Annotated in this window: 12 protein-coding genes and 2 tRNA genes; 8 read left to right on the top strand and 6 right to left on the bottom strand. The window is 46.7% G+C overall.

What is annotated here, in order from left to right; all coding sequences use genetic code 11:
• Positions 1–51 precede the first annotated feature (51 nt).
• Positions 52–1,206 carry a DegT/DnrJ/EryC1/StrS family aminotransferase gene (locus QU605_RS02755; protein ID WP_289723728.1) on the bottom strand — a complete coding sequence of 385 codons (1,155 nt, stop codon included), beginning with the start codon at positions 1,204–1,206 and terminating at the stop codon, positions 52–54.
• A gap of 94 nt (positions 1,207–1,300) precedes the next feature.
• Here QU605_RS02755 and QU605_RS02750 point away from each other — a divergent pair, with 94 nt between their 5' ends.
• From QU605_RS02750 to QU605_RS02735, 4 genes are all read left to right on the top strand, one after another.
• Positions 1,301–2,539: a 3-deoxy-D-manno-octulosonic acid transferase gene (locus QU605_RS02750; RefSeq protein ID WP_289723727.1), complete on the top strand. Its 1,239-nt coding sequence runs from the start codon at positions 1,301–1,303 to the stop codon at positions 2,537–2,539.
• Positions 2,540–2,601: 62 nt separating this feature from the next.
• Positions 2,602–3,927 (top strand): sugar porter family MFS transporter, encoded by a 1,326-nt coding sequence (locus QU605_RS02745; protein WP_289723726.1) that lies wholly within the window; start codon positions 2,602–2,604, stop codon positions 3,925–3,927.
• Positions 3,928–4,092: 165 nt separating this feature from the next.
• Complete coding sequence (locus QU605_RS02740) at positions 4,093–4,221, top strand: hypothetical protein (protein ID WP_289723725.1); 129 nt, start codon at positions 4,093–4,095, stop codon at positions 4,219–4,221.
• A gap of 498 nt (positions 4,222–4,719) precedes the next feature.
• On the top strand, positions 4,720–4,848 hold the full coding sequence (locus QU605_RS02735) for a hypothetical protein (protein ID WP_289723724.1): 129 nt from the start codon (positions 4,720–4,722) through the stop codon (positions 4,846–4,848).
• A gap of 139 nt (positions 4,849–4,987) precedes the next feature.
• Here QU605_RS02735 and QU605_RS02730 read toward each other — a convergent pair whose 3' ends face one another.
• Both QU605_RS02730 and QU605_RS02725 read right to left on the bottom strand, forming a co-directional pair.
• On the bottom strand, positions 4,988–5,947 hold the full coding sequence (locus QU605_RS02730) for an L-threonylcarbamoyladenylate synthase (protein WP_289723723.1): 960 nt from the start codon (positions 5,945–5,947) through the stop codon (positions 4,988–4,990).
• Between the two features lie 144 nt (positions 5,948–6,091).
• Positions 6,092–6,173: transfer RNA gene (locus QU605_RS02725), tRNA-Leu, on the bottom strand.
• Between the two features lie 315 nt (positions 6,174–6,488).
• On the opposite strand from QU605_RS02725, the gene QU605_RS02720 reads away from it, so the two are divergent.
• The 3 genes from QU605_RS02720 to ggt all read left to right on the top strand — a co-directional run bounded on the left by QU605_RS02720 (position 6,489) and on the right by ggt (position 9,692).
• The gene (locus QU605_RS02720; protein WP_289723722.1) at positions 6,489–6,854 is read left to right on the top strand and encodes a cupin domain-containing protein; all 366 of its coding nucleotides are present in this window, start codon (positions 6,489–6,491) and stop codon (positions 6,852–6,854) included.
• Positions 6,855–6,930: 76 nt separating this feature from the next.
• A complete protein-coding gene (locus QU605_RS02715) occupies positions 6,931–7,653 on the top strand; it encodes a DUF6090 family protein (protein WP_289723721.1) in 723 nt (240 codons plus the stop codon).
• 326 nt (positions 7,654–7,979) lie between these two features.
• Entirely contained in the window at positions 7,980–9,692 is a 1,713-nt protein-coding gene (gene ggt / locus QU605_RS02710; protein ID WP_289723720.1) for a gamma-glutamyltransferase, read from the top strand.
• Positions 9,693–9,856: 164 nt separating this feature from the next.
• Here the strand turns inward: ggt and QU605_RS02705 are convergent, their stop codons facing one another.
• Positions 9,857–10,909, bottom strand: coding sequence for a glycosyltransferase family 52 (locus QU605_RS02705; RefSeq protein WP_289723719.1), 1,053 nt, complete (start codon positions 10,907–10,909; stop codon positions 9,857–9,859).
• Between the two features lie 72 nt (positions 10,910–10,981).
• On the opposite strand from QU605_RS02705, the gene QU605_RS02700 reads away from it, so the two are divergent.
• Positions 10,982–11,794: a glycosyltransferase family 2 protein gene (locus tag QU605_RS02700; protein ID WP_289723888.1), complete on the top strand. Its 813-nt coding sequence runs from the start codon at positions 10,982–10,984 to the stop codon at positions 11,792–11,794.
• Between the two features lie 121 nt (positions 11,795–11,915).
• On the opposite strand, the gene QU605_RS02695 is transcribed toward QU605_RS02700, so the two are convergent.
• Positions 11,916–11,997 (bottom strand) — tRNA-Leu (locus QU605_RS02695).
• Positions 11,998–12,047: 50 nt separating this feature from the next.
• Positions 12,048–13,733, bottom strand: coding sequence for an adenylate/guanylate cyclase domain-containing protein (locus QU605_RS02690; RefSeq protein WP_289723718.1), 1,686 nt, complete (start codon positions 13,731–13,733; stop codon positions 12,048–12,050).
• Positions 13,734–13,735 lie beyond the last annotated feature (2 nt).

The raw sequence follows: 13,735 nt of genomic DNA, 5'->3' as shown, positions 1-13,735 counted from the left end.
AGGAAATGTTAAATGAATACTATTATTTGGGTTGTAAGAGGCATTTCGAAATCAACCTCCCATAAATTCAAGTACGGCCCGGGTAATGTGCTGTATTTGCTCATCATCGAGTTCGGTGTGCATCGGGAGGGAAATCACTTCCTTACACAACTGGTTTGTCACCGGAAAATCACCTTCGGCATACCGTTTGTCCAAATACGCCTTTTGCCTGTGGAGGGGAATCGGATAGTAAATCCCGAAAGGAATCCCGGAAGCCGCAAGATGTTCGGCCAACCCGTCCCGTTTACCGCCGCCAATCCGCAGGGTGTACTGATGAAAAACATGACAATCACAAGTATCACAAATCCCTTCACATTCCCGGACAGTGGTAGGAATAGTAATTTCAGGATGGTTGCGAAACGCTGAATTATAAGCCCGGGCTGCTTCCCTTCTTTTTTCGCAGTATCGATCCAAATGGGGCAATTTAGCGCGGAGAACCGCGGCCTGCAGCGAATCCAATCGAGAATTCACTCCCACCACATCGTGATGATATCTCTCATACATGCCGTGGTTTACAATACCGCGAATTATATGGGCCAAATCATCGTCATTGGTAAAAATGGCCCCGCCATCCCCGTAACATCCAAGGTTTTTAGAAGGAAAAAAAGAGGTCGCCCCAACGTCTCCCAGCGCACCGGCCTTTTGAAGTCTTCCATCGCCGAAGCGGTAATTGGCACCAATTGCCTGTGCATTGTCCTCGATAACATAAATGTCGTGTTCCTTTGCAATCTCCATGATTTCTTCCATGGGGGCACACTGACCAAACAAATGGACCGGAACTATGGCCTTTGTCTTTGTAGTGATTGCCTTGCGAATAGCTTCGGGATCAATATTGAAAGTATGCGGATCTACATCTACCAAAACAGGCGTAAGTTGCAACAGCGCAATTACTTCTGCAGTAGCTGCAAACGTAAAATCTGCCGTTATAACTTCGTCCCCGGGTTTCAGCCCGAGGCCCATCATTGCGATCTGCAGGGCATCCGTCCCGTTTGCACAGGGAATCACATGCTTGACACCCAAATAATTTTCAAGGTCCTTTTGAAACCCATGAACCTCTGGTCCGTTGATGAAAGAAGCGTTTTCGAGAATTTGCGAAAACGAATCCAAAACTTCTGTTTTGATGTCCTGATACTGAGTGACCAGATCCACCATTTGTATTTTACGCATCGAAGAAAATTTGTTCTAACAAACTTACAAAAATAGGGGCTGGCAGCAACGAATTGTCGAAAGAAGCGTATTTTTGAAGTAAACCCGGGGACAGGTGTATCTTCTTTATGATTTAGCGGTTCTAATTTCCTGGAACATCCTTAAACTCATTGCGCTTTTCAACCCTGGCATACGGAAGTTTGTCGTTGGCCGGAAAAACACACTCCCCTATTTACAGCGGATGCGGGATCCGCAGAAGCCTTTGATCTGGATGCACACCGCCTCCCTGGGCGAATTTGAACAAGGGGCACCCGTATTGGAGAAACTATGTGCGGCCTATCCCGAATATCAATTCCTGATCACCTTCTTTTCCCCCTCGGGCTACGAAATAAAAAAAGACAAACTGAACCCGCATCTGGTTACATATTTGCCTATGGACGGCAGCAGGAACTGTGCTAAATTCCTTTCCATTGTCCGCCCTGAGGTTGCGCTTTTTGTGAAGTACGAGGTATGGCCGGGAATGTATCGGCAAATGGCCCGCCAAAAAATCCCAATCCTGCTTATCTCTGCCATTTTCCGAAAAAGACAGGCATATTTCAAATGGTATGGCGGCCTGCTTCGGGGCGCTCTAAGGCGGGTTACTCACTTTTACGTCCAGGACACCCGTTCTGAAAAAAGATTGAAATCTCTTGGTATAAATGCTGTAACAGTAAGCGGGGATACGCGGTTTGATCGGGTTCTGGAAATCAGCTCCAACGCCAAACCGCTTGCTTTTATGAAAACCTTTAAGGGCAAGCGAAGCTGTTTTGTAGCTGGAAGCAGTTGGCCTGTGGACCATCGAATGATCGCACCCTATATCAATCAGGCCGCAGAAGGACAGTGTTTTGTCCTTGCACCACACAAAATTGATTTAAAAACCATAGAACACCTTGAGCAGCTTATTGAGAAAAAGACCATTCGCTACTCCGACATGAACCAGGGTGACCTGGAAGATGCTTGTGTACTTATCCTCGATACCATTGGCCTGCTTTCCAGGACATACCCGTATGCTGAAATCGCCTATGTCGGCGGGGGTTTTGGTACCGGACTCCACAATACCCTTGAACCCGCCGTCTATGGCCTTCCCATTCTTATCGGACCCGGGTATCACGGATTCCTTGAAGCAGAACAACTCGTAAGGGCCGGAGGAATTCGCGTAGTCCAAAATACGGGGGATTTTGAAGCAGAGGTCAGCGCCTTATTTAAGGCTCCGGAATTGAGAAGCGACATTGGGAAAATCAATGAAGCCTATATCCAGGAAAAAAAGGGGGCCAGTGATGCGATTCTCAAGGGGGTCCAATCCTTACTGGGCTGATCGGCAGTTCCCGCCAAGGGAATTTTTCCTAGATTTAGAGACCCAACTAAACCCAATTCGGAATGAACCCCAAAATACTACGCATATCGCTGATTGCCGCCCTCGCCGGATTTCTTTTCGGTTTTGATACCGTTGTCATCAGCGGAGCCGAAAAAAAACTTCAGGCACTTTGGGAAACCTCGGATGCCTTTCACGGCACGGTAGTCATCGGGATGGCACTCTTCGGGACGGTAATCGGAGCCATTTTCGGCGGGATTCCCACAAACCGGATTGGTCGAAAAAATACGCTCTTCTGGATCGGTGTCCTCTACACACTTTCGGCTATTGGATCTGCCCTGTCCAATGACCCCATAACTTTTGGGATATTCCGCTTCCTCGGTGGCCTTGGAATAGGGGCTTCCACGGTGGCTGCACCAACTTATATTTCAGAAATCGCCCCAGCCCGGCAACGGGGGCGTTTAGTAGGCCTGTACCAGTTTAATATTGTTTTCGGGATCCTTATTGCATTTTTTTCCAACTACCTCCTCAACGGTATCGGAGAAAACGACTGGCGTTGGATGGTAGGTGTGGAAGCCATCCCTGCATTTATTTATACCGTTTTCGCTCTTGGATTACCAAAAAGTCCAAGATGGCTCCTCACCAGGGGGGAAAGCGAAAAGGCCTCCGAAGTCCTGGATCGGATTGGGTCCGAACTCACCCTGGAGCGCCTTCAGGAAGTAATGGTCCGGCCAGCGTCCACTCAGGCTAAGCCTGAGCACATTTTTATGGGGAAATACCGCTTCCCCTTGATTCTGGCATTTTTGATCGCTTTCTTTAATCAGTTTTCCGGTATAAATGCCTTTTTGTACTATGCTCCCAGGATCTTTGAAGAGGCGGGTCTGGGTGAAAATACAGCCCTGCTGAGCAGTATCGGGATTGGGTTTACCAACCTGGTATTTACCTTACTTGGGATTTACCTGATAGACCGCCTGGGGCGAAGACAATTGATGTATATCGGTTCCGTAGGCTATATTATTTCCCTTGGATTGGTTGCTGCAGCGTTTATCCTTGAATGGTCCGGGATTATGGTACCCATTTTCCTATTCCTTTTTATTGCGGCCCATGCCATCGGACAGGGCACGGTGATTTGGGTCTTTATCTCTGAGATTTTTCCCAACCACCTCAGAGGTTCCGGACAGTCCTTTGGGACCTCTGTCCACTGGATCCTGGCCTGGCTTATCCCTTCCTCCATCCCCTTTCTGTTCAGTTGGATAGGTCCGGGACCCGTCTTTGGGTTTTTTGCCTTCACGATGCTACTTCAACTTTTCTTTGTGCATTTCATGATGCCGGAAACCAAAGGAATTTCCCTTGAAGATCTAAGTAAGACTCTGACTCGCGGCAAAAGCTGAAAACACAGCCCATTAAAGATCGGAGCTGACATTTTGTATGTATTCTCCTTCAAGCAATTGCGCAAGTGAGCGCATTATGGAGGGAATTCCCCGCTTGATCGATTTCGGCAGCGCAGAATCAGGGAATGCCCTGTTTTTTAGTACATTGTAGCAAACTATATGAAAATGGCTTTAAATTTTACAGTGGGAACCCGTTTGCTCAACGGCTTCCTGAGCGTAATGATTTTTATGTTGATTTTGGTTCTTGGAGTAGTACTCATCACCATGCTTCTGGCACTGATGGGTATCGTTTAGGATTTTTCCTGGACGCCCCGGGACTAAAAACAATAAACTAAGGGCAGTAGCCCGACTCATAAACCCTTCATACGAAGGGTTTTTTTATTGCCCGCAAACAGGCAGGTCTCTCCTTTACGGGACTTTATTAACCCTTGTAGTCTGCTATGTCCCTTGAGAAAAGCCAGGGCGCAAATCCCGATACTCTTCGATTGGATCGGTTACAGGCCTGTTTCGGATTTATTGATTTTACAATGGCGATTGGCCTTCCCTCTGCGATTTGTATTTTACCTCAAACAAAGGTCATTCCTCTTCATTTCCCATCCGGGAATTCAACATGGGTAAAGAAAGAAGGTTTCGCACTGCAGCCAGGACCTGAAAATGCCCAGTCAGGGTAATTACCTGCATTGATCCGTTTCGACTGGTCCGCTTTTCAGGGTTTCTGCAGTTGATAAATTTCCTTCAAAAAGATCTTCAAAGTCCTGTTTTATTCGTATTTTAAGGGAAATCAACATGAAAATGGAACGAGATATTCAATTCGGTATCCGTTTACTTAACGGCTTTTTGAAGGCAATGATTTTCGTCCTGGTACTGGTTCTTGGAGCCGTGCTTATTACAATGCTTCTGGCGCTTTTAGGGGTGGTTTAACCCATTCCTGATTCCGCCCCTTCTGAAAGAATAAATACGGGCTGAAGGCCTGCGACAAAAGACCTCCACCCGGAGGTTTTGTTTTGCCTGTACTCAAAAGATCTGCCTTTCTCCTGGAACAGGCCTAGAGATTTAAAAACTACTGTGGAGCCTGCGGATCACCATCCCAGGGATGTGCTGCTTTTCTGAGTCGATCCATGATTGCGATACCTATTCCCTCCTCGGGAACGGCTTCAGCAAGGATCACTGCAACATCTGACTCCTGCAACTCGTGCATGACTGAAAAAATCTTTGTGGCGCACTCTGTCAGATCACCTGCAGGTGAAAGTGTAAAGGCCTTCTTGAACGCTGCGGGAATCTCACCCTGAAAACTGATATACCCAGCCTCAGAAGGCACAATACTGGAAAGCATTTCTGGTTCAAACAAATAAAATGGTTTGGATGGGCTATAATGGGACTCCAGCATTCCGGGAGCCTCAGGACTCCCGACCCTCGCGCGTTTTAACGATTCGGGAAGTACTTTTACCAGCTCATCCCGGGTAATTCCTCCGGGTCTCAGAATTTGAAATCCATCAGGTTCTAAACGGATAATCGTGGACTCCAATCCTATGCGGGTAGCTCCCCCATCCAGAATATAGTCGGCCTCCGGCAAATGATGTTTTACATGGGCTGCTTTCGTTGGACTCAGCCGGCCAAATTTGTTTGCACTGGGGGCCGCTATCGGGCAGCCTGATTCCCGAATCAAATCCAGAGCCATGGGGTGATCCGGCATACGAATACCTACTGAGGGCAAACCGGAAGTCACGATATCCGGGACCTGTTCGGTCTTTGGCAAGACCAGCGTAAGAGGTCCGGGCCAAAACGCTTCAGCGAGTTTCCAAATTCGGGGATCTTCAGACGAGCTAAGCACCTTAAGCTGCTCCATATCTGCAATGTGCACGATGAGCGGATCAAAAGAAGGGCGCTCTTTTAATTCGAAAATCCGTGCCACTGCTCTTGGATTCAGGGCATTGGCACCAAGTCCATACACCGTTTCAGTGGGAAAGGCCACTACCCCTCCTTTTTGTATGATCCCAGCTGCAGTCTCTATTGCGGTCATGCCCTAAACTTTGAAACAAAAATAAGTCATTACAGACTATGGGCGGGCCGGAGAATCTGGTTTATTTCCCCACTACAAAAACTTCAGGGAGTGCGCTCACTGTAGGGCATAAAAAAACCCGCCTAACAGACGGGTCTTCAGATGTACAGGTGGGGAGACTCGAACTCCCAAGCCTTGCGGCACTAATACCTGAAACTAGCGTGTCTACCAATTCCACCACACCTGCATCAACCCTACAAAAGTACAAAACAGGTGACAATTTTACTAATATAATTATACCTCAAAAGAGGGCCTGAGTAATTGGAATCAGGGCTTTTCAATAGCTCTGGGCCCGATGATCTGCAGCTGGATACTTTCCAGATACCCCGCGATTCATTACCTTCAGAAACCAGACTTAACAAAGTGTATTACCTGTGGCCGGCAGTGGAGTTTATTTGGCTAAACCACCTGAATAAAGGCAGGAGCAGCAAAGGAACTTTCAGGCTCCTGGGGTTCCTGGAATTAATCAATTAAAGCCAATTCCCGATAAACGAATGTAGAAATGGAAATCGAGAAAGTGAATATCAATGAGAAACTAGGCTTGTTTAGCGCGTACTGGTCCCCTAAAATCATTGGCGAGCTCAATGGACAATTCGTAAAGATCGCAAAGTTTAAAGGGGAATTCATGATGCACAAACACCCGGGGGAAGATGAACTGTTTTATGTAATCGAAGGCGAGCTGTTTATCGAATTGATCTCTGAGACCCTGCATCTGAAAAAAGGGGAATTTGTCATTATCCCCAAAGGAACAGATCACAAACCCTACGCCCCGGAGGAGGCCTGTGTCCTGCTCTTTGAACCCGCATCAACCTCGAATACCGGGGACTCCAAAAATCACCTTACGATTAAGGATTTGGATCGGATTTAAGCAGCCGTTCTTAGCACAAGTCGTAAATACCAAACGGGGTATTATCTCATAAAAACTAACAATCCGGTTTAAATCCATGATCTCATTTTTCCGAAACCTCCGTAAAAAGTTTCTATCCCAAAACCACTTTAGTAAATACCTGCTCTACGCGATTGGCGAAATTGCCCTTGTAATGGTTGGGATACTGCTGGCCCTGCAGGTCAATAACTGGAATGAAAGTAAAAGAGAGCGTCACCGTGAAGTCAGTTTGCTCAAGGAGTTAAAACTTAACCTTGAAACAAATATCGAGAATCTGGAAAAAGATATCGCCATTCAGCAAAAGGGCTCCAATTACATTAACCGTATGATTGATATTATCGATCACAAAGAACCCTATACAGATTCTGTTCCGATTTTTATAACAAGGGGAAGCTATGTTCCGGATGTCATCCTCACTGCCTCGGCTTTCGAAACACTTAAATCCTCCGGGCTTGAACTCATTGAATCGGATACCCTGAGACAGCGGGTTATTGAACTCTTCGAGGTCACCTATCCATACCTCATGCAGGAAACGAGGCGTTTGGAGGATCAACTATGGCCAGCAGTTGTTATACCCCTGATGCAAAAGCATTTCAGAACCGTAAACAACATGTATGTACCTGTGGATTACCAGGCCTTGATTCACGATCAGGAGTTCCTGAATATGTGGACCTTCAGGGGCGCCTTGCGCGTATCTTCGACCCTGAGAAAAAGAGAATCTGCAGAAGAAACAGGGCGGGTAATTACATTGATCGAAAAAGAGTTAGCAAAAAAACCCTGAAGCCCGGGAACAAAAGATAAGTCAAGCGTTTATTTTAGTATTTTTCATGAGCCAATTTAAGGATGGAACCCAATACGGATTTACTTTATGTATTTCCCGCACCAGCACAATAAGTGTGATAAGAACTTACATCCAGCCAAATAAACCGATATTCCCGAATGATTATCATCAAGGAATTCAAAAGGCGGCACTTTAACGTTGGCCCGGGGGCAAACCTCAGCCCTGATTTAGCGATTAAAGATTGAATCAGAATTTAGAACATATTTGCACGAGGGCGTTTACGAAAATCGGGGAGGCGCTATAAAAATGGAATTGAAATAAGCACTATGAAATCAAATTACCTGTTACGTATTCTCTTGTTGTTCATCACCCTTGCTCCAGTAGCTGTATCTGCGCAGGTTTATGCCAAAAACGGCATGGTCGTATCGAGCAATAAAATTGCCTCTGAAGTAGGAGTTGCTATTCTGAAAAAAGGAGGTAATGCCATTGATGCATCTGTAGCTACTGCCTTTGCACTTGCCGTTACCCACCCCACAGCCGGGAATATAGGTGGTGGTGGGTTTCTGGTCTTTATGGATTCAACAGGGACTACAACCACCTTTGACTTTCGGGAAAAAGCCCCTTTGAAAGCCACAGCAGACATGTTCTTGGACGCTGACGGGGAACTGCAGAGCGGGACCAATCTCTTCGGTTCTGAATCGACCAACAACCACATTGGCCTGAAGTCCGTAGGGGTACCCGGTACGGTGGCCGGCCTGTATTTGGCACATCAAAAGCATGGCGTACTTCCCTGGCCGGATTTGGTACAACCCGCCATAGACCTTGCCAAAAATGGTTTTGAACTCCCCTGGAGCCTTGCAAGAGCAGGAGCCTATTTTGAGGCAAATTCCCCAGTCCCCTTTTTGCAAAACTACTTTAAGAATCAGGATGGCGTCATGACGCAATTCGGCGAGGTCTGGAGGCAACCCGAACTGGCAAAAACCCTTATCGAAATTCGGGATCACGGCCATGACGGCTTCTATAAAGGGATAGTTGCTCAGGAGATTGCCCGGTTTATGAAGGATAACGGAGGGCTTATCTCCCTGGAGGACCTGCAGCGGTATACTGCTGTGGAGCGCAAGCCGATTAAAGGCACTTTTAAATCTTATGATATTTATTCCATGGCCCCACCGAGTTCAGGAGGGGTAGCGCTCATTGAAATGATGAACCTCATGGAACAGGCCAGTTTGGATTCCCTGGAATTCAACTCAAAGGCCTACGTCCATCTCCTGGCCGAAGTCATGCGAAGGGCTTTTGCAGACAGGGCGGAACATATGGGAGATCCTGATTTTAATTTGGATACGCCAATAGCGAAACTCACATCTAAAGAATTTGCCAGGCAGCGTTTTGAGAATATCGATATGTCGAAGGCCTCTGTAAGTGATTCCACCAAGTTTGGACAGATATATGATGGAAGCAGTACGACACACTTCTCCGTGGCAGACAAGGACGGTAATGCCGTTTCTTTAACGTATACCCTGGAATACCCCTATGGCTCCGGAATGGGATCCGAAAAGCTGGGGTTTATATTTAACAATGAAATGGGTGACTTTAATCCCAAGCCGAACTTTACTACCGGTGACGGCCTGATTGGGACACCTCCAAATATCATTCAGCCTGAAAAAAGGATGCTTTCGAGTATGACCCCAACCATTGTAGCCAAAGACGGGAAGCCCTATCTCATTATTGGGAGTCCGGGGGGTAAAACCATCATAAATACCGTGTTTCAAACCGTACTGAAGGTGTTGGCTTACGACATGCCTGTGGATAAGGCCATTGAATCCATGAAAATTCACCATCAATGGCTGCCAGACCAGATTCGATACGAAAAGCTGTTGCTTTCCCCGGACACCCGGAAAGCCCTTGAAGCCATGAATCACACCCTGACCCCGACCAATTCTCTGGGCGAATTGATGGGCATTCAAATCGATGCCGAAAACAAGATCCTGATTGGGGCTTCCGATTCTTCCAGCCCTGAAGGCGCTGCCATCGGATATTGAGTTATGCCGCACCGCGTTCAGTAACCTGTCGCTATATTATCTAAAGGATTCCCTTCTGTCAAAGCCTGGGCATCAAGGGTTGCCCTAAAAAAACAGAATAGCTTTTTAAGGCCCAAGGTGGCCAATAGAGCCGATACTCTTAACTTTTTGACCGTATTTCTTTTCTAATTTTCGATAACCATATTTTCGATCAGGTCCCGTACTGCTTTAACCGAAATTTTATCCAGATAATCCTTGCCTAAAAAGAATCGCTCTTTTACATTTTCCAGATTCGAAAGGCCGGTGGACCAAAGGGTGTATCCCTGTTCAAAATGGAAACCCGAACGCAATTCTAGAATTTCAATGGGAAACAAGCCGGGCAAAACGGTTATGTTATCGAAGTGTTTTTCATATCGTGTCGTCTCCCTGGGGTGCATTTTAAGGATGATATTCATCTCTGGAGGCACCCTGGAAAGGACATCTTTATAAATCGCTATTTTTTCTGCCTCATCCCTGATCATTTTATCTTCCGACAAGGGCTGGGTTAAAATCAGCGCAGTGTTATCTCCTTCAACCTTAAATGAATCTGCTGGCAGGAAAACTTCAAATATTTCCTGTTTGGTTTCTGCATCCAATCCGGCCACTTCTTTTTTGATATTCAGCTCGACCGCTTTTTTTTGCAAAGCCGAAGGCAATCGGTCTGGGAACTGGGCATACAACGTCTTGACTTCCCTGTCGAAACCCCCTCCTATCGGGGTTTTGGTTATAAAGGACTTGATATACTGTTCTATCGGGCTGTGACGTTGTCGGTAGGTACGTGCACCGTCCTCGATCATACTAATACCCTTTTGGCCGAATTCATAAATAAAATAGCTTTTCGAAGAATCGGTATCACAGAGGAAGAGGTCCGAGCTCTGAATAAATTCCTTTTCCTTCTTTAGTATTGGGTGTTTAGCCTCCAGGTACGGGATGAGTTTTTTTCGCCTTCTAAATGCATAATTGAACTTTCCCAAATCAGCCACATGATCTTTCCGTTCTGAAATAATATGTACATCCCGGAAAAAACTTTTCTTCAGATTCGGAATCAACGATTCTATCATAGGCGTACTCTCGACCAAAAAAAGAAGATTATCACCTCTATTGGTTTTCTTATCAGGACTATTTTTCAAAATGTGTAAAAAAGCCAAATAGATGTGGTAAATCGTTGAACCCACATAGGTCCGCCTCACAGAATTCATAAGAATTTAACTTGAGATGAAATACAAAAAACTACTTTTATAAAAATAGCATAAATTAAAGGATCGTCAGTGATCACGGTAAGTGTCATAGTGAGTACCTATAACAAGCCCGACTGGTTGAAAAAAGTTTTATGGGGCTTTAATTGTCAGACCTACAAGGATTTTGAACTCGTCATCGCAGATGATGGATCCGGAGAGGAAACACATCGACTAATCGATACGATGCGCGCAAAGGTTTCCTACGAAATCAAGCATGTGTGGCAGGAAGACGATGGATTCCAGAAATGCAGAATTTTAAATAAAGCCATTCAGGCCTGTACGGCCGAGTATATTATCATGACCGATGGGGATTGTATCCCGCGCAAAGATTTTGTTCAGGTACACTACATCAATAAAGAACCGGCCTATTTTATTTCCGGGGGGTATTATATGTTGCCCATGAACATTTCCAGTGCGATAACCCTGGAGGATATTGAAAAGCAAAACTGTTTCGACATCAAATGGTTGAAGGAGTTGGGCATTCCTAAAACCTTTAAAAACAACAAGCTTAAAGCCCGCGGATTTATATCCACGATTTTCAATACGTTTACGCCTACAAAGGCCAGCTGGAACGGGCACAACTCCTCCGGATGGAAGAAAGACATCTGTAATGTCAACGGTTTTGACGAGCGAATGCAGTACGGGGGTGAGGATCGGGAATTCGGCGAACGCCTCTTAAATTTCGGGGTTAAATCAAAACAACTCAGGTACAGCGCCGTTTGTGTGCATTTGGATCATGAACGCGGGTATTTCACCCCTGAAGCCCTCGCCAGGAACCAGGCCATTCGAAAAGAAGTGCGGAAAAACAAAAGTGTATGGACGAATCACGGCATCGTCAAGAAGTAGCCCAGCAAAGAGAACAGGGTCTCAGGGCTATCCCTTTGCGCATAGCAAGTCGGGCCGAACTCCTCACCCAAATCAAATGATCATAAAAAAGGCCTCCCAAAAAGGAGGCCTTATTCTTTTGTACAGGCGGAGAGACTCGAACTCTCACACCTTGCGGCACTAGATCCTAAGTCTAGCGTGTCTACCAATTCCACCACGCCTGCAAAAGGACTGCAAAGATAATGTTATTTTAAAATTGTCAAAGAGTGACCGATTATTTTGTTGTCATGGTCTCCACACCTTTCCAATTATCCTCAATCTCCTGGGTGATGAGCTGGGCCGCCCGGTTCAGGAATAATTTAGCGGGCTGGTCTGCCGTATTGTGCTTAAAGATCTGCTGGAAGGTTACCGCAGCCATGGCAAATTCCTTATCCAGGAAAAGCGTCATGGCATCATCGAAGGTCTTCAGGTTGGTCAGTTTGTGTTCCCGAAGGTCATCGGCATCTCCATTGATGCACTCGTAGAGATCGATGGGCTGTTTTTTTCCTTTTGGCTGAACCCGGCCGAGGTACCTGAAATCGAATTGTTCCGGCTCCGTTAGGTTTGCCTTGCATTCCTGGGTCAGCAAAATGGACGTCCCAAAATGCTTGGAAAGGCCTTCAATCCGCGCAGCGGTATTCACGGTATCTGATATAATGGCGGCATCCAGGCGTTCATTGTCACCGGTAATCCCCATAATCAGCTTCCCGCTTTGCATGCCTACCCCAATGTGTACCGGGAGGCGATTCCTCTGGGCCCGTTCCTTGTTGTACTCCTGCAATTCCCTGTGCATCTCCACCGAAGCCGTTAGTGCGCCCTGGGAGCCTTCAGTAAAGAGGGCCATAAAGCCATCACCCAGATACTGCATGATAAAGCCTCCGTTCTTACGGATAATGGGGCCCATGCGGTTGTTAAAGCCGTTGACGAATAAAAAATTATCCGTAGGGCTAAGCCCTTCCGAGATCGTGGTAAAGCCCCGTATGTCCACAAAAACAACGGTAACCTCGCGCTCCACAAGATCCCCAAGAAACACCTCAGTGATCTTAGCCTTACCCAGGGATTTTATAAACTCAGAGGGGACGAATTTCTGGCTTACATCGTGGATTTTCCGGATAGCCTCTTCCCTGTCCTGTACTTCCTTCAGGCCTTTCTGATAAAGGTGGGCACTTTCGATGGCCGTGGCGGACTGAAGCGAAATAGTAGTCAGCAATTTGAGTTCTGCTGCCGTATACTCCACCTCTTCCTCATGGCCGAGAATAACCATCCCAAAGGTGCGGTGCTTTACTTTTAAAGGCGCATACATGACCGTCTTCAGGTGGTTCAAAGCTGGGTTCCTGGCTATGCGATCTGCGGGGACAATCGCGGATACACCCCGAGTGATCAATTCCTTGAGCACATCTTTCTGTTCCTCGATAAAGGACTGGCTTTTCGGGTTCTCTCCCAGGCGGGCGACCTGCCTGACGGTATCCTTTTCCGGATCGTACATCAGGAAGAGGGCGTGGGTGGTATCTATGATCTGTGAGGCCTCCTCCAGGGTGACCTTAGCGATGGATTCCGCATCGATTTTCTCCGATATCAGTTCGCTTAAATCGTAGATCATATTGATCTCCCGATACAGCCCGAGGACTTCTTTCCCAATTTTCTTTTTCTCCCATTCCTTTTGAAAGAGGAGGTTCAAGGTGTCAAATATGAGCATGGCCTTGTCTGAGGAATATCGAAACCGACCGAGTACCTTGTCCTCGTGCGTTAGATCCCGGGAGTGTTCAAAGACCTCCTCCGAACCCCAGAGCAAATGCCCGTCAACCGTTTCAAAAGCGCAAGCGGCCCCTGAGCTGTCGCATAGCCTTCCCAGGATTTCCCTGGCGGACTTATCCCTTTTGAGAATATGCTTTAAAGCGCGATCTGCGGTGGATAGACTCATTT

It is taken from the genome of Robiginitalea aurantiaca (genome assembly GCF_030380815.1).
Taxonomy (GTDB): domain Bacteria; phylum Bacteroidota; class Bacteroidia; order Flavobacteriales; family Flavobacteriaceae; genus Robiginitalea; species Robiginitalea aurantiaca.
The sequence above is the reverse complement of the archived record's forward strand: the minus strand, read 5'-3'. Positions and strand labels throughout refer to the sequence as shown.